This is a genomic window from Azospirillum picis (assembly GCF_017876115.1).
Lineage (GTDB): Bacteria > Pseudomonadota > Alphaproteobacteria > Azospirillales > Azospirillaceae > Azospirillum > Azospirillum picis.
Genome location: NZ_JAGINO010000017.1, coordinates 89,544 through 104,925, shown reverse-complemented (window position 1 = coordinate 104,925; position 15,382 = coordinate 89,544). Strand labels below are relative to the sequence as shown.

The 15,382-nt window shown below is 69.2% G+C and carries 14 protein-coding genes; 5 read left to right on the top strand and 9 right to left on the bottom strand.

The genetic code is table 11. The features are described 5' to 3' along the window. Nucleotides 1-126 precede the first annotated feature (126 nt). A complete protein-coding gene (locus tag J2850_RS21025) occupies nt 127-1,638 on the top strand; it encodes a DEAD/DEAH box helicase (protein ID WP_209985804.1) in 1,512 nt (503 codons plus the stop codon). A 94-nt stretch (nt 1,639-1,732) separates the two neighbouring features. Here J2850_RS21025 and gstA read toward each other — a convergent pair whose 3' ends face one another. The 7 genes from gstA to J2850_RS20990 form a co-directional block, all read right to left on the bottom strand. Beyond that, nucleotides 1,733-2,338: a glutathione transferase GstA gene (gene gstA / locus J2850_RS21020; protein WP_209985801.1), complete on the bottom strand. Its 606-nt coding sequence runs from the start codon at nt 2,336-2,338 to the stop codon at nt 1,733-1,735. 101 nt (nt 2,339-2,439) lie between these two features. Further along, a complete protein-coding gene (locus tag J2850_RS21015; protein WP_209985797.1) occupies nt 2,440-3,264 on the bottom strand; it encodes an acyl-ACP desaturase in 825 nt (274 codons plus the stop codon). A gap of 266 nt (nt 3,265-3,530) precedes the next feature. Then, nucleotides 3,531-3,947 (bottom strand): F0F1 ATP synthase subunit epsilon, encoded by a 417-nt coding sequence (locus tag J2850_RS21010; RefSeq protein WP_209985793.1) that lies wholly within the window; start codon nt 3,945-3,947, stop codon nt 3,531-3,533. 149 nt (nt 3,948-4,096) lie between these two features. Then, a complete protein-coding gene (atpD, locus tag J2850_RS21005) occupies nt 4,097-5,518 on the bottom strand; it encodes a F0F1 ATP synthase subunit beta (protein ID WP_209985791.1) in 1,422 nt (473 codons plus the stop codon). An 86-nt stretch (nt 5,519-5,604) separates the two neighbouring features. Next, nucleotides 5,605-6,489: a F0F1 ATP synthase subunit gamma gene (locus J2850_RS21000; protein ID WP_209985786.1), complete on the bottom strand. Its 885-nt coding sequence runs from the start codon at nt 6,487-6,489 to the stop codon at nt 5,605-5,607. 87 nt (nt 6,490-6,576) lie between these two features. Then, entirely contained in the window at nt 6,577-8,106 is a 1,530-nt protein-coding gene (atpA, locus tag J2850_RS20995; protein WP_098739059.1) for a F0F1 ATP synthase subunit alpha, read from the bottom strand. Beyond that, nucleotides 8,106-8,675, bottom strand: coding sequence for a F0F1 ATP synthase subunit delta (locus J2850_RS20990; protein WP_209985784.1), 570 nt, complete (start codon nt 8,673-8,675; stop codon nt 8,106-8,108). The genes atpA and J2850_RS20990 overlap by 1 nt, the downstream gene beginning before the upstream one ends. Before the next feature lie 457 nt (nt 8,676-9,132). Between J2850_RS20990 and J2850_RS20985 the strand changes: the two genes are divergently transcribed. After that, complete coding sequence (locus J2850_RS20985) at nt 9,133-9,537, top strand: hypothetical protein (RefSeq protein ID WP_209985781.1); 405 nt, start codon at nt 9,133-9,135, stop codon at nt 9,535-9,537. A 166-nt stretch (nt 9,538-9,703) separates the two neighbouring features. Here J2850_RS20985 and J2850_RS20980 read toward each other — a convergent pair whose 3' ends face one another. After that, nucleotides 9,704-10,207, bottom strand: coding sequence for a cache domain-containing protein (locus J2850_RS20980; protein ID WP_246513309.1), 504 nt, complete (start codon nt 10,205-10,207; stop codon nt 9,704-9,706). Between the two features lie 194 nt (nt 10,208-10,401). Then, on the bottom strand, nt 10,402-12,717 hold the full coding sequence (locus J2850_RS20975; RefSeq protein ID WP_246513307.1) for a primosomal protein N': 2,316 nt from the start codon (nt 12,715-12,717) through the stop codon (nt 10,402-10,404). A gap of 105 nt (nt 12,718-12,822) precedes the next feature. Between J2850_RS20975 and fsa the strand changes: the two genes are divergently transcribed. From fsa to J2850_RS20960, 3 genes are read left to right on the top strand one after another with little or no spacing between them, the layout of a single operon-like run. Then, nucleotides 12,823-13,479: a fructose-6-phosphate aldolase gene (gene fsa / locus J2850_RS20970; RefSeq protein WP_209985775.1), complete on the top strand. Its 657-nt coding sequence runs from the start codon at nt 12,823-12,825 to the stop codon at nt 13,477-13,479. A 15-nt stretch (nt 13,480-13,494) separates the two neighbouring features. Further along, complete coding sequence (locus J2850_RS20965) at nt 13,495-14,208, top strand: DUF484 family protein (RefSeq protein WP_209985773.1); 714 nt, start codon at nt 13,495-13,497, stop codon at nt 14,206-14,208. Beyond that, on the top strand, nt 14,205-15,155 hold the full coding sequence (locus J2850_RS20960) for a tyrosine recombinase XerC (protein WP_209985770.1): 951 nt from the start codon (nt 14,205-14,207) through the stop codon (nt 15,153-15,155). The genes J2850_RS20965 and J2850_RS20960 overlap by 4 nt, the downstream gene beginning before the upstream one ends. Nucleotides 15,156-15,382 lie beyond the last annotated feature (227 nt).

Sequence of the window (15,382 nt, the reverse complement as noted above, 5' to 3'; positions counted from 1 at the left end):
CGACGCCGCGCAGGTTCGCGGTCCCGCCGCCACCGATGGCTCCGCGCCACCCCGCCGCGGAGCGCGCAAGCCCGGCCGCCCCCTCCTGGAGCGGCCCCCATTCTGGTGACCAGGACCATCTCCTCCATGACCGAATTCTCCGGCCTCGGCCTGATCGAGCCCCTGCTGCGCGCCGTCGCGGAAGAGGGATACGCCACGGCCACGCCGATCCAGGCCGGCACCATTCCGCTCCTGCTGGCCGGCCGCGACGTGCTCGGCCTCGCCCAGACCGGCACCGGCAAGACCGCCGCCTTCACCCTGCCCATGCTGCAGCGGCTGTTCCAGAACAAGAAGCGCGTGGCCAACAAGGCGCCGCGCGCCCTGATCCTGACGCCGACGCGCGAGCTGGCGCTGCAGATCGGCGACAGCTTCTCCACCTACGGCCGCCACCTGCCGATCCGCCGCACCGTCATCCATGGCGGCGTCGGCCAGAGCCCGCAGGTCGCCGCCATCGCCCGCGGCACCGAGGTGCTGATCGCCACCCCGGGCCGCCTGCTCGACCTGATGGCGCAGAACCACCTGCGGCTGGACGCCATCGAGCTGTTCGTGCTCGACGAGGCCGACCGCATGCTCGACATGGGCTTCATCCGCGACGTGCGGAAGGTGGTCGCGGTGCTGCCGAAGGAGCGGCAGACGCTGCTGTTCTCCGCCACCATGCCCGACGCGGTCGTGGAGCTGGCCAACAGCATCCTGACCGACGCCGAGCGCGTCGAGGTCACGCCGCAGTCGACGACGGTGGAGCGCATCAACCAGCGCGTCCTGTTCGTCGACCGTGCCGACAAGCGCCGCCTGCTGGCCGACCTGCTGGAGGACGAGGCGATGGAGCGCACCATCGTCTTCGCCCGCACCAAGCACGGCGCTGACCGCATCGCCGACCACCTGAAGAAGGCCGGCATCGCCGCCGACGCCATCCACGGCGACAAGTCGCAGTCGGCCCGCGTCCGCGCGCTGGAGAGCTTCCGCAACGGCGAGCTGCGGGCACTGGTGGCGACCGACATCGCGGCGCGCGGCATCGACATCGACGGCATCAGCCACGTCATCAACTTCGACCTGCCCAACGAGCCGGAAAGCTACGTCCACCGCATCGGCCGTACCGCCCGCGCCGGCACCGAGGGCAGCGCGGTGTCCTTCTGCGACCTGGAAGAGGTCGGCTACCTGAAGGACATCGAGAAGACGATCCGTCAGCCGATCCCGGCCGACACCGGCCACCCCTACCACGCGGTGGAGGTGGCGGAGGTCCACGCCTCGTCCAAGCGGCCGCCCAAGCCGAAGGCGCCGGGCAGCAACCGCAACCAGAACAACCGCAACCAGCAGCCGGCCCGCCCGACTGGCACGGCCCCGAAGGCGGCTCCCCGGTCGGCCGCTCCGAAGCCGGCGCCGCAGGCTGCCAAGACCCCGCAGAAGGCTGGCAAGCCGGCCGGGGCGCTGCGTCCGGATAGTGCCCGCAGCGACCAGAACCGCCATGATCGCCGCCCGGCCCCGCACGCCGTGTCGCATGGCAGCGGCCATGGCGCCAACGGCGGCGGCAAGCAGGCACCGCGCGCGGCTGGCACCCCCGGGGGCAACACCCCGATGCGCCGCAAGCCCAGCGCCGCCTGATCGGACGGAACGGGCGGCACCCGCAGGTGCCGCCGCAGCAAAAAGGCCCCGCCTCTCATGAGGCGGGGCCTTTTTCATGGCAAGGCGGTCGTCCTCAGCCCTGCTGTTCCGCGGCGAGCGCGGCCTGGACCGCCGGCCGCGCCGAAACCCGTTCGGAGAAGGCCGCCAGGTTGGCGAAGGAGGCCATGTCGACGCCGAGGTGCGGCATCCATCTCAGCACCACGAAGGCATAGGCATCGGCGACGGTGAACCGCTCGCCGGTCAGGTACGGCTTGCCGTCAAGCCCCTGGTTCAGGATCGCCAGCTTCACCGCCAGGGTCTGGCGGACGGTCTCCTTGACGGCATCCGGCGTGCCGGGACGGATCAGCGGCGAGGCCGTCTTGTGCAGTTCGGTGCCGACGAAGTTCAGCCACTCCAGGACGCGGTAGCGCTCGATGCTGCCCGGCGGCGGCAGCAACCCGCTCTCCGGCACCCTGTCGGCGACATACTGGACGATCACCGGCCCCTCGGTCAGGATGCCGCCCTCATCGAGCGCCAGGGCCGGTACCTGCCCCTTCGGGTTCACCGCGCGGTAGTCGCTGCCGTCGTCCAGCGTCTTGGCCGTCAGATCGACCCTGGCCAGTTCGACGGGCAGGCCGGCCTCGCGCAGGACGATGTGCGGCGACAGCGAGCAGGCGCCGGCCTTGTAATAAAGCTTCATCTCTTCAAATCCCCGTTCGGGTGATGAGTCCACCCGCCGGTGCTACAGCATTCCCGGGTCCGCCGCCAGCGTACCGCCAGGAAGCCGCCGCGTGCCGCCGCTCAGAGCGTCTGGCCCGCCAGCTTCCTGGCACGACGGTCCACCAGCCACCAGGCGCCGCTGGAGGCCAGCGTGCACAGGCGGGTGTGCGGCTTCAGGCCGCATGCCTTGAACACCATGGCGACCGCGCGATCGACATGCTTGCGGCGGTAGCGGCCATAGGCCCGCCGCATGTAGGCGGCATTGTAGAGCTTGTGCTCGTAGGTGGCGTCGGCCGGGGCGTTGGCGGCGTAATAGGCGTAGGCCAGTTCGTCGTCCTCGGACTCGCCGATGCGCGACAGCGCGACCTTGAGGCGCTGGACCTTGTTCAGGCCCTCCCGCTCCAGATACTTCTTGGTGTAGGTGTAGAACAGCTTGTAGTGGCGCAGCTCGTCGGCGGCGATGTTGCGGCAGATCTCCTTCAGCACCGGCTCGTCGGTCGAATCGCCGATGGCGGCATAGTAGGAGCTGGTGCCGGTCTCCACCATGCAACGCGCGATCATCTCGCCGGTGCGCGAGCCCCGGACCGAGGCGTCAAGGTCGATCGGCACGCGGTAGCCGGCGCGGAAGCGCTCCACCGCCGCCCGGAAGTCGAAGGCCGGGTCGACCAGCTCCGCCCAACGCCCCAGGGCTTCGCCATGCTGGACCTCCTCCACCGCCCAGCCGTGGGCGGCGTCCTGGAATTCCGGATCGTCCTTGAAGACGTTGCACAGGTAGGCCGTGTAGTCGTCGGCGTTGTACTCGACCAGGGCCGCCGCCTTGATCAGCGGGACCAGGTCGGGATCGACCCGCCCGGCATCGAAACGGTCCCAGGGAAGCTCGTCGATCCGCCAATGCGCACGCGCCATGTCCGCTCTACCGCCTCGTCTTGGGCCGCCCTGGCGGCGGCCGTGCCGTTGTCCGACACGGGAGGTCGGTCCCGTGTCCATGTCTGGTGCCCGCAAGCCGCCGGCCAATCCGGCAGAGCCCGCGGTTCAAGCCTTCGAATGTAATCGGTCCTCGCCGCGATGCAACCAAGTCACCAAGCAAATGGGCGGCCTGGTTGCCCAAGCCGCCCATTCGTCTGAAAAGATGTATGCCCTTTGCCCTGGCGATCGCGGACTTGCGCCCGCGCTCAGTGGGCGGAGGACTGGCTCAGCGCGTCCAGCTTGGCGCGCGCGACGGCCAGCCGGGACTCGGCGGCGGCGCGCTCGGCATCCGACTTGCTGTCGTCCAGATCCTCGGAAAGGTCCTTGATCTGCTTCTCGACCGCGGCGCGGTCCAGGTCGGTCAGGGCCACCGCTTCCTCGGCCAGCACCGTGCAGCGGGCCTCGGTGACCTCGGCGAAGCCGCCGGCGACGAAGACGCGGTCGACGATGCGGTCGCCTTCATAGACGTCGATGACACCCGGACGCACGGTCGAGATCATCGGCGAGTGACCGGCGAGGACGCCGAAATCGCCTTCCGAACCCGGCACCACGACCATGTCCACGGGCTGCGACTTCAGCAGCTTTTCCGGCGAGACCAGCTCGAATTCGACTTTATCGGCCATGGGTTTCCTGGTGCCTCTTCATAGGAACCCCCTCCCCCGTTACGGGAGGGAGGGGGCGTGCTGATGTCGGTTCCCGCCCGGCCGCCACCCTCCAGGAAATGATCCCTTCAGGCTTGGCCGAGTCGGAATGCCGCGATCCCCGGCGGGGATCAGGCGGCGGCCAGCTTCTTGGCCTTGGCGACCGCCTCGTCGATGGTGCCGACCATGTAGAAGGCGGCTTCCGGCAGGTGGTCGTAGTCGCCGTTCACGATGCCCTTGAAGCCCTTGATGGTCTCCTCGAGCGGGACCAGCACGCCCGGCGTGCCGGTGAACACCTCGGCGACGTGGAAGGGCTGCGACAGGAAGCGCTGGATCTTGCGGGCGCGGGCCACGACCAGCTTGTCCTCTTCCGACAGCTCGTCCATGCCCAGGATGGCGATGATGTCCTGCAGCGACTTGTAGGTCTGCAGGACGCGCTGCACCGAGCGGGCGACCTGGTAGTGCTCCTCACCGACGACGCGCGGGTCGAGGATGCGGCTGGTCGAGTCGAGCGGGTCCACGGCCGGGAAGATGGCCATTTCGGCGATCGAGCGCGACAGCACCGTGGTGGCGTCGAGGTGGGCAAAGGAGGCGGCCGGGGCCGGGTCGGTCAGGTCGTCGGCGGGCACGTAGATGGCCTGCACCGAGGTGATCGAGCCCTTCTTGGTCGAGGTGATGCGCTCCTGCAGGGCGCCCATGTCGGTGCCCAGCGTCGGCTGGTAGCCCACCGCCGACGGGATGCGGCCCAGCAGAGCCGACACTTCCGAACCGGCCTGGGTGAAGCGGAAGATGTTGTCCACGAAGAACAGCACGTCCTGGCCTTCCTCGTCGCGGAAGTATTCCGCGAGCGTCAGGCCGCTCAGCGCGACGCGGGCGCGGGCGCCCGGCGGCTCGTTCATCTGGCCGTACACCAGGGCCACCTTGGAGCCCGGGCCGTCGAGCTTGATGACGCCCGACTCGATCATCTCGTGGTAGAGGTCGTTGCCCTCGCGGGTGCGCTCACCCACGCCGGCGAACACCGACACGCCGCCGTGCGCCTTGGCGACGTTGTTGATCAGCTCCATGATCGTCACGGTCTTGCCGACGCCGGCGCCGCCGAACAGGCCGATCTTGCCGCCCTTGGCGTAGGGGGCCAGCAGGTCGATGACCTTGATGCCGGTGATCAGCACCTCGGCGTCCGTCGACTGGTCGACGAAGTCCGGGGCCTGGCGGTGGATCGGCAGGGTGCGGGCGGCGTTGACGGCGCCACGCTCGTCGATCGGCTCGCCGATGACGTTGATGATGCGGCCCAGCGTCTCCGGGCCGACCGGCACGGCGATCGGGTTGCCGGTGTCCGTCACTTCCGAGCCACGCACCAGACCGTCGGTGCTGTCCATGGCGATGGTGCGGACCGTGCTCTCGCCCAGGTGCTGCGCGACCTCCAGGACGAGGGTCTTGCCGTCGTTCTGGGTGTGCAGCGCGTTCAGGATCGCCGGCAGGTCGCCGTCGAACTGCACGTCCACGACGGCGCCCGTGACCTGCGTGATCTTGCCGACAGAATTGGTGGTGGCCATGGAGTAAAGCTCCCTAGGAACTCGGTAAGTGTCGGTATGCCGTCGCCGGCGCAAATAGGCTGGACGCTGCGTGCCGGATGCCGCCGTCAGAGGGCCTCGGCACCGGAGATGATCTCGATCAGCTCCTTGGTGATGTAGGCCTGGCGCGTCCGGTTGTAGGTGATCGTCAGCTTGTTGATCATGTCGCCGGCGTTGCGCGTCGCGTTGTCCATCGCCGTCATCCGGGCGCCCTGCTCGGACGCGGCGCTCTCCAGGAGGGCGCGGTAGATCTGGATCGACAGGTTGCGCGGCAGCAGTTCGGCGAGGATCTGCTCCTCGTCCGGCTCGAACTCGTAGAGCGGCTTCACCTCGTCGGTGGCCGCGGCCGCCTCGCCGGGGACGGCGAAGGGGATGAGCTGCTGAACCGTAACGATCTGGGAGATCGCCGACTTGAACTTGTTGAAGATGACCGAGCAGACGTCGAACTCGCCGGCGTCGAACATCGCCAGCACCTTCGTCGCCACCATGTCGGCGTCGCTGAAGCCGAGGCGGCGGCGGCCGACATCCTCGTAGCTCTCGACGATCAGCGAGGCGTACTCGCGGCGGAGCTGATCGCGGGCCTTGCGGCCGACGGTCAGCAGCTTGACCGTCTTGCCCTCGCCCTGCAGGCGGGTGATCTGGCGCTTGGCCTCGCGGACGATGGAGCCGTTGAAGGCGCCGCACAGGCCGCGGTCGGAGCTGATGACGACCAGCAGATGCACCTTGTCGGCACCCGTCCCGGTCATCAGCTTCGGGCCGTTGCCGCTGTCCTGCACGTTGGCGGCCAGCGACGACAGCATGCGGCCCATACGCTCCGCGTAGGGACCGCTGGCTTCCGCCTGCTCCTGGGCGCGGCGCAGCTTGGACGCCGCGACCATCTTCATGGCCGAGGTGATCTTGCGCGTCGACTGGACGCTCGCGATCCGGTTCTTTAGGTCCTTGAGGTTAGGCATGCCGGCCCTTCAATTCCGCGAGAGGTCGTTCCGTGACCGTCCCTTCAAGACGGTGGGGGGCGGTTTCCCGCCCCCGCGCGCGGTCGGTCAGGCGAAGACCTTGGCGAAGCCGTCGAGGAACGCCTTCAGCTTCTCTTCGGTCGCCGAGGTGATCTGCTTGTCGGTGCGGATCGCCGCCAGGATATCGGCGCCCTTGGCGCGGATCTCCGACAGGAACTTGGCCTCGAAGCGGTTGACGTCCTCGACCTTGATGGCGTCCAGGTAGCCCTTCACGCCGGCGAAGATCGACACGACCTGCTCTTCGACGGGCAGCGGCTGGAACTGGCCCTGCTTCAGCAGCTCGGTCAGGCGGGCGCCGCGAGCCAGCAGGCGCTGGGTCGAGGCGTCGAGGTCCGAGGCGAACTGGGCGAAGGCGGCCATCTCGCGGTACTGCGCGAGTTCCATCTTGATGGTGCCGGCGACCTGCTTCATCGCCTTGATCTGGGCGGCGGAGCCGACGCGGCTCACCGACAGGCCGACATTGATGGCGGGACGGATGCCCTTGTAGAACAGGCCGGTTTCCAGGAAGATCTGACCGTCGGTGATCGAGATCACGTTGGTCGGGATATAGGCGGACACATCGCCGGCCTGGGTCTCGATGACCGGCAGAGCGGTCAGCGAGCCGTTGCCGTGGGCGTCGCCCATCTTGGCGGCGCGCTCCAGCAGGCGGCTGTGGAGGTAGAACACGTCGCCGGGGTAGGCTTCGCGGCCCGGCGGACGGCGGAGCAGCAGCGACATCTGGCGGTAGGCGACGGCCTGCTTGGACAGATCGTCGTACACGATCAGGGCATGCATGCCGTTGTCGCGGAAATACTCGCCCATCGTGCAGCCGGTATACGGCGCCAGGAACTGCAGCGGAGCCGGCTCCGACGCGGTGGCGGCGACGACGATGGAGTATTCCATGGCGCCGGCGTCTTCCAGGGTCTTGACGATCTGGGCGACGGTGGAGCGCTTCTGGCCGACGGCGACGTAGATGCAGTAGAGCTTCTTGCTCTCGTCGTCGCCCTGGTTGATCGGCTTCTGGTTCAGGAAGGTGTCGATGACGACGGCGGTCTTGCCGGTCTGGCGGTCACCGATGATCAGCTCGCGCTGGCCGCGCCCGATCGGAACCAGGCTGTCGACGGCCTTCAGGCCGGTCTGCATCGGCTCGTGCACCGACTTGCGCGGGATGATGCCGGGGGCCTTCACTTCCACGCGGGTGCGGGTCACGTCGACCAGCGGCCCCTTGCCGTCGATCGGGTTGCCCAGGCCGTCCACGACGCGGCCCAGCAGGCCGCGGCCGACCGGAACGTCGACGATGGTGCCGGTGCGCTTGACGGTGTCGCCTTCCTTGATGCCGCGGTCGTCGCCGAAGATCACGATGCCGACATTGTCGGTCTCGAGGTTCAGCGCCATGCCCTGCAGGCCACCGGGGAACTCGACCATCTCGCCGGCGCGGACGTTGTCCAGACCATGCACGCGGGCGACGCCGTCACCCACCGACAGGACCTGACCAACCTCGGCGACATCCGCCTCGGTCCCGAAATTCGCGATCTGCTGCTTGAGGATCGCAGAGATTTCTGCGGCGCGGATATCCATCAGACTGATCCCCCTGAGGCCTTCATGGCGAGTTGCAATTTGTTCAGCTTCGTGCGCACCGAGGTATCGACCATGCGCGAGCCGAACTTAACGATCATGCCGCCGATCAGCTCGGGATCGACGGAGGTGTTCACCAGCACCTTGGAACCGATGGACGCCTTGAGCGCATCGACCACGGCGTTGCGCTGGGCATCGCTCAGCGGCTGGGCCGTCGTGACCTGCGCCGTGACCTCGCCGCGGCGCCGGGCCAGCTCGGCCAGGAAGCCGTCGATCATGCCCTCGATCGCGAACAGGCGGCGGTTGGCCGCCACCAGCCCGATGAAGCGCTTGGTCAGGTCGGACAAGCCGGCGCTGTCGAGGACGGCGACCATGGCCTTGCCCTGATCGGCGCGGCTGATGACGGGGCTGCGGACGAGGCGGCGGAGGTCAGCGCTCTCGGCCAGGATCTGCTTCAGCGTGGTCAGGTCGCTCGCGACCGTGTCCAACGCCTGGTTTTCGTCCGCAAGCTCGAACAGCGCGGTGGAGTAGCGCGCGGCGAGTTCGGATACGCCTGTTCCTTCGGATGCCACCTGATCCCTCGAATTGAGTTCGGTAGACGGTGAATTCGGCGGCCTTATAGGGTGTCAACCCGAGGCACAAACACCCCGGCCGCGAAAGCGAGCGGTCCAATATCACAGGAATCGCCCCCACGCAACGGGGTCTGGACAATTTGACTGCGGCCATTTGAGCAATTGCGGAATCTTCGATCGCGACTGGGTTCGTCAGCGCATCGTCCCCGACTCCGGACCGGTTCGACTGGTCATACCGGCTGTGACTTAGAAGTGGCCCGGACATCAGCTTAATTCAAGGTTAACCAATCTAATACAGGGTCGGGACCTGCCGCGCGACGGCCGGTTCGCCCCATGACCGCCCTGGCCATGGCCCTGTCCGGCCCCGACTCCCAAGAGCCGCCCCCTCCGGTTGGCCCAACTCTACCGGCCGCCCTTCCGGCCGCCGTTCCGGTCAAAGAGACCAAGGGCTCCCGCCATGACCATCAAGCCGACGAACGACAGCGCCGTCAGCACCGCCGCCGAGCCCAAGGCGCCGCAGGCCGCCGAGCACCAGGCCGCCGAGCCGACGAACGTCGTCCAGTTCTGCCGCGCCCGCTTCACGCCCGAGGATCTCGACGCCTTCGCCGCCGTGGCCGACCTCAAGCTGCGCGACGGCCATTGGGCCGGCGTGATGCGCGAGTCGGACCGGAACCACGACCGGCTGCTGGTCCTGCTGCCGGAGGTGGACCGTCCGGTCTTCCGCTTCGAGCGGGATTCCAGGGGCCGCTACAGCCTGTCCTTCCATGACCGGTCCGGATGGTACGGGATCGGAGCCGGCGACAGCGCCGGCGAATGCCTGTCCATCTGGCGGCCGCGCGGCCGGGCCGCACGCCAGCGCTGACCCCCCCGCGGCCGCCGGGTTTTCCGCCTTCCGGAAAAGAGGCGTGCGGCATCACGCCGCATCCCGGCCACCTGCCCGCCAGCTCCGTGTCCGACTGCGGCGCCGGTCCGATGCCCGTCGGCCACCGGCCCCGCTCCTTCCCATGGGAAACAGTGCCGCCCGCGCCTCAGCGGTAGACGCCGACCGCCAGCATGTACGGCCGGCCGTTCAGCACCAGCCGGCGGGCGTGGATGGTCTTGCGCGCCACCTGTCCGGTCAGCGGGTCGATCCACTGGTAGGTGACGTCGGTGCTGCCCTCCCGCGCGCTGCCGTCCAGCGCCTCGCGGATGAACGCCTTGCCGTCGACGTCGCGCAGGTCCTTCAGGTCGGACCCGTTCAGCGTCGCGGTCCAGCCATGGGCGATCATCGTCCCCTGGTCGTCGAGCAGCATCGGATAGAGGTCGCGGTCGATGAAAGCGCTATCATGGCCGGCAAAGGCTTCGGGGGCCGCCTCCGCGCCGATCCGCTCCAGCAGATGCTGGGCGCGGTCCATCATCCGCAGCGCCTCGGCATCGCTTCCCCGCGTGCGGGCGGGGGCGCCGGCGGCGAAGGCGATGACCACCAGCAGCAGCAGGACCGGCAACACCGTCAGCAGGGTCTGACGATGAAAGCGGAGGCGGAGCTTCGACATCACGCTGCACATGTGCCTGAACCTGATATCAGTCTCGGAAGGTGCGGTTGGAGGGGCGGGAGCGGCCGGGGAGGACCATGGTGGCGGATGGGCCATGAATGCTTTGATCCGGAACCATCCCAACCGTGGTAATACCGTGCCCCGCGCCGCGCAATGGACCAAACGTCACAGGGGCCGCGCATCGGCCTTCGCCGCTAAAGGAAGCTGTAGGGGTCGACATCGATCTGCACGCGGATCGCGGGCGGAATGTCCACCCTTTCCAGCCATTCGGCAATCAGGGGCTGCACGGATGCGCTGCGCGGCGCCTTCAGCAGCAGGCGCCGCCGGTGACGGCCGCGAAGAAGCGCCAGCGGCGCCGGGGCCGGACCCAGCACATGGACGGTCTCGCTGCGCGGCGCGGCGCGGCCGAGCGCCATCGCCACCCGCTCGACCAGGGTCGGGTCCTCGCCTGACACGATCAGCGCCGCCAGTCGGCCGAAGGGCGGCATGCCGGCCTCCAGCCGCATCTCGGCCTCCAACTGGTAGAAGCCGTCGCGGTCGCCGGCGGCCAGCGCCTGCATCACCGGGTGTTCCGGCATGAACGTCTGCAGCATCACCCGCCCCGGCCGCTCGCCGCGCCCGGCGCGCCCGGCCACCTGGTGCAGCAACTGGTAGGTGCGCTCCGCCGCCCGCAGGTCGCCGCCGTTCAGGCCGAGGTCGGCGTCGACCACCCCCACCAGCGTCAGCATCGGGAAATGGTGGCCCTTCGCCATCACCTGGGTGCCGATGATGATGTCCAGCTCGTGGCGGCCGATGCTCTGCACCATCTCCTGGATGGCGCGCGGGCCGAACAGGGTGTCGGACGCCATGATGGCGGCGCGCGCCTCCGGGAACAGCTCCGCCACCTCCTCGGCGATGCGCTCGACGCCGGGGCCGCAGGCGGCCATGGTGCCCTCCTCGCCGCATTCCGGGCAGGCATGGGGCAGCGGCTGCTGCAGGCCGCAATGATGGCACTGCAGCTTGCGGGCGAGCCGGTGCTCGACCAGCCAGGCGGTGCAGTTCGGGCACTGCATGCGATGGCCGCAGGCGCGGCAGAGGGTCAGCGGGGCGTAGCCGCGGCGGTTCAGGAACAGCATCGCCTGCTCCCCCTCCGCCAGCGTGTCGGTCAGCGCCTTGCGCAGGCTGGGGGCCAGCCAGTGGCGGGCCGGCGGGCGGTCGCGCCGGAGGTCGACCAGCTCGACGTCCGGCAGCACGGCGCCGCCGTGGCGGGACGGCAGGGCGATGCGGGCATAGCGGTGGCTGTCGGCGTTGACCTTGGTCTCCAGCGACGGGGTGGCGGAGACCAGGACGATCGGCAGCCCGCCGAGATGCGCCCGCGCCACCGCCATGTCGCGGGCATGGTAGATGGCGCCCTCCTCCTGCTTGTAGGCGGAGTCGTGCTCCTCGTCGACGATGATGACGCCGAGGTCGGGATAGGGCAGGAACAGGGCGGAGCGGGCGCCGACCACCACCGGCACCTCCCCCTTGGCGACCGCACGCCAGGTGTCGCGGCGCTGGGCGCCGGTCAGCTCCGAATGCCATTCCGCCGGCGGCGCGCCGAAGCGGCGGGCGAAGCGGTCGAGCCACTGCGCCGACAGCGCGATCTCCGGCAGCAGCACCAGCGCCTGCCTGCCCTGCTCCAGCGCCGCCGAGATCGCCTCGTAATAGACCTCGGTCTTGCCCGACCCGGTGACGCCGTCGAGCAGCACGGTGGAATAGCGGCCGGACTCCACGCGCCCGCGCAGGTCGTCGGCGGCGGCGCGCTGGTCGGGCGACAGCGACGGCCCCGGACGCGACCAGTCCGGCCGGCCGAGCCGCGTCGGCTGCAGCATCACCGGCTCCAGCAGCCCGGCCTCCGCCACGCCGCGCACCACGGTGACGCCGCAGCCGGCCTCCTCCGCCAGTTCCGCCGGGGTGCGCGGCGGCCCGCCGGCCAGGGTGTCCTGCAGCAGGGCGAGCACGCGGCGGCGCGCATCCGTCATCTTGAAGCCGGGCGGCGGCTCGGCCCCCGCCTTCAGCAGGTAGGCCAGCATCGCCTTGGGCGGCTCCAGCGCCGCCGGCACGCTGACCGCCATGCGCAGGACGAAGCCCGGCGGCGTCATCGTGTAGGCGGCGACCCATTCGACGAAGCGGCGCGCCACCTCGGTCATCGCCGGGGCGTCGAACCGGCGCACCACCGCCTTCAGCCGGCCGGAGTCCACCGTGCCGGCGCCCGGCCCCCATACCACGCCGATGATCCGGCGCGGCCCGAGCGGCACCTCGACATAGTCGCCGGGTGCGAGCGACATCCCGTCCGGCACGCGGTAGTCGTAGGCCTCCCGCAGCGGCAGCGGCAGCAGCACCGCGACCCGGCGGTCGGGGGACGGGAGCGCGGCCTCGGCCTTGGCCGGCGCTTCCGCCGCCCGGTCGCGTTCGGAGTGCTCCGGTCCGGCGGCGGGCCCAAGAAGATCCCCCTGGTCGCCCGGGGCGGAACTGGCGAAAATCCTGCGCATCGGCTAAAGTGGCCTCACGTCCCGGGCACCGGGCGGGACGGCGCGCCGGTCTGGTTTCCGGTACGGCCGGTCCCGGTCATCATCAGCAAGCATGGACCCTTCGTCATGAAGTTCTTCGTCGACACCGCCGACATCGCCGAGATCCGCGATCTGGCCGATACCGGTCTGCTGGACGGTGTTACCACCAACCCCTCCCTGATCGCCAAGTCCGGCCGTCAGTTCCTCGACCTGGTGGCCGAGATCTGCGACGTCGTCAACGGCCCGGTCAGCGCCGAGGTTGCGTCCACCGACTTCGAGACCATGCTCGCCGAAGCCCACAAGATCGCCAAGATCTCGCATCGCGTCGCGGTGAAGGTGCCGCTGACGCCGGCCGGCCTCAAGGTCTGCAAGATCCTGTCGTCGGAAGGGACGATGGTCAACGTCACGCTGTGCTTCTCCCCCGCCCAGGCGATCCTGGCGGCCAAGGCCGGCGCCAGCTTCGTGTCGCCCTTCGTCGGCCGCCTGGACGACATCGGCCAGGACGGCATGGGCATCATCAAGGACATCTGTGAGATCTACAGCAACTACGACGCCTTCAAGACCGAGGTGCTCGTCGCCTCGATCCGCAACCCGATGCACGTCGTCAAGGCCGCGCGCCTCGGCGCCCATGTCGTCACGGCGCCGTCGTCGGTGCTGAAGCAGCTCTTCAACCACCCGCTGACCGACAAGGGTCTCGCCCAGTTCGTCGAGGACTGGAAGAAGACCGGCCAGTCGATCCTGTAAGGCGCCGGCGCAACCATGGGCCGCGAGCCGGGACAGACCCACCGCCCGACGCCGACGCTCTCCTCGGAGGATGTGCGCGCCTACCTGCGGAACCACCCGGATTTCCTGGTCCAGAATGCCGACCTGGTCCACCACCTGACGCCGCCGTCGATCGACCGCGGCCGCGGGGTGGTGGACCTGCAGGCCTTCATGGTGGAGCGGCTGCGGTCCGAGCTGCGGACGCTGAAGGACCAGCAGCGGGAACTGATCGGCACCAGCCGCGCCAACCTGAACAGCCAGAACCGCATCCATGCCGCGGTGCTGTTCCTGCTCGACGCCCAGAGCTTCGAGCAGTTGATCCAGACCATCACCACCGACCTCGCGGTGCTGCTCGACCTCGACGTCGCCTGCCTGGTCATCGAGTCCAACGGCACCGACATGCCCCACGTCCACCGCTCCGGCGTGCGGGTGGTGGAGGCGGGCGCCATCGACGGCCGCCTGGGCCGCGCCGACGTGGTGCTGAACGGCGACATCGAGGGCGATCCCGAAATCTACGGACCCGGCGCCGGCCTCGTCCGGTCGGAGGCGCTGATCCGCATCCAGGTGTCGAGCGAGACGCCGGACGGCATGCTGGCCTTCGGCAGCCGCGAGCCCGACACCTTCCACGGCGGCCAGGGCACGGAACTGGTCGGTTTCCTCGCCCGCGTCATCGAGCGGGTGATCCGCGGCTGGCTGGAGCTGCCGGCGTGAGCGAACCGGTTCTGGGATTCTCCGCCAAGCCCGACGTCCAGGACCTGCTGGCCCACTGGCGGCGCTGGATGGAGAGCGAGAAGGCGGTTTCCCGCCACACCTTGTCGGCCTACACCGCCGACGTGGCGGAGTTCCTGCGCTTCCTCACCGAATTCCGCGGCGGCTCGCCACCGTCGCTCAACGACCTGGGCGAGCTGAAGGCGGCCGACTTCCGCGCCTGGATGTCCAGGCTGGCGATGGACGGGCTGGTCGGGGCCAGCCGTGCCCGCAAGCTGGCGGCGGTGCGCAACCTGTTCCGCTGGATGGACCGCAGCGGCCGCCTGCACAACCCGGCGGTGGCCAGCCTGGCGACGCCCAAGGTCAAGCGCCCGGCCCCGCGGCCGCTGACCGAGATCGACGCCGACCGCCTGCTCGAAGAGGCCGAGCGCGACCGCGACGACCCTTGGGTCGGCAAGCGGGACCGCGCGCTGTTCACCCTGCTCTACGGCTGCGGCCTGCGCATCTCCGAGGCGCTGGGGCTGGCGCGCAAGGAGGCCCCGATGGGCGAAACCCTGCGCGTCACCGGCAAGGGGCGCAAGGACCGCGTGATCCCGGTCCTGCCGGCGGTGACGGACGCGGTGCAGGCCTATCTCGACGCCTGCCCCTTCACCCTGGCTCCCGAGGGACCGCTGTTCGTCGGCACCCGCGGCGGCCGGCTGAACGCCAGCGTCGCGCAGCACCAGATGCAGAAGCTGCGCGCCCTGATGGGCATGCCGGACAGCGCCACGCCGCACGCCCTGCGGCACAGTTTCGCCACCCATCTTTTGGCCGATGGCGGCGATCTCAGGGCCATCCAGGACCTGCTCGGCCACGCCTCGCTCTCCACAACCCAGCGTTACACGGACGTGGAGAACGAGCAGTTGATGAACGTGTATCGCAATGCGCATCCGCGAGCGCGCAAGGGCTGACCACCCCGCCCCTTTGCCACCCGGCCGACATGCCGGACGATGCTGATGGCCTCGCTGCGCGTGGTCCCATCCACCGCTTCGCCCATCCGGCGCCGGCCACGCAACGAACCGCGCAGGCGCCGGCAATGAAAGCGCGAAAGCTCACACTATAAACAATACGCACTGCCACGATGAAAACGGAAGAGCAGAAGCTGCCTCTATATTATTCTTTGGCATGAAACGGCCAT

Bases quoted from the DNA above. Each gene is read 5' to 3' on its own strand.
- gstA (WP_209985801.1), bottom strand. From the start codon at position 2,338: ATGAAGCTTTATTACAAGGCCGGCGCCTGCTCGCTGTCGCCGCACATC.
- atpD (WP_209985791.1), bottom strand. From the start codon at position 5,518: ATGGCCACCACCAATTCTGTCGGCAAGATCACGCAGGTCACGGGCGCC.
- J2850_RS20975 (WP_246513307.1), bottom strand. From the start codon at position 12,717: ATGCGCAGGATTTTCGCCAGTTCCGCCCCGGGCGACCAGGGGGATCTT.
- J2850_RS20985 (WP_209985781.1), top strand. From the start codon at position 9,133: ATGACCATCAAGCCGACGAACGACAGCGCCGTCAGCACCGCCGCCGAG.
- J2850_RS20965 (WP_209985773.1), top strand. From the start codon at position 13,495: ATGGGCCGCGAGCCGGGACAGACCCACCGCCCGACGCCGACGCTCTCC.
- J2850_RS21010 (WP_209985793.1), bottom strand. From the start codon at position 3,947: ATGGCCGATAAAGTCGAATTCGAGCTGGTCTCGCCGGAAAAGCTGCTG.
- J2850_RS20980 (WP_246513309.1), bottom strand. From the start codon at position 10,207: ATGTCGAAGCTCCGCCTCCGCTTTCATCGTCAGACCCTGCTGACGGTG.
- J2850_RS21025 (WP_209985804.1), top strand. From the start codon at position 127: ATGACCGAATTCTCCGGCCTCGGCCTGATCGAGCCCCTGCTGCGCGCC.
- J2850_RS21000 (WP_209985786.1), bottom strand. From the start codon at position 6,489: ATGCCTAACCTCAAGGACCTAAAGAACCGGATCGCGAGCGTCCAGTCG.
- atpA (WP_098739059.1), bottom strand. From the start codon at position 8,106: ATGGATATCCGCGCCGCAGAAATCTCTGCGATCCTCAAGCAGCAGATC.
- J2850_RS21015 (WP_209985797.1), bottom strand. From the start codon at position 3,264: ATGGCGCGTGCGCATTGGCGGATCGACGAGCTTCCCTGGGACCGTTTC.
- fsa (WP_209985775.1), top strand. From the start codon at position 12,823: ATGAAGTTCTTCGTCGACACCGCCGACATCGCCGAGATCCGCGATCTG.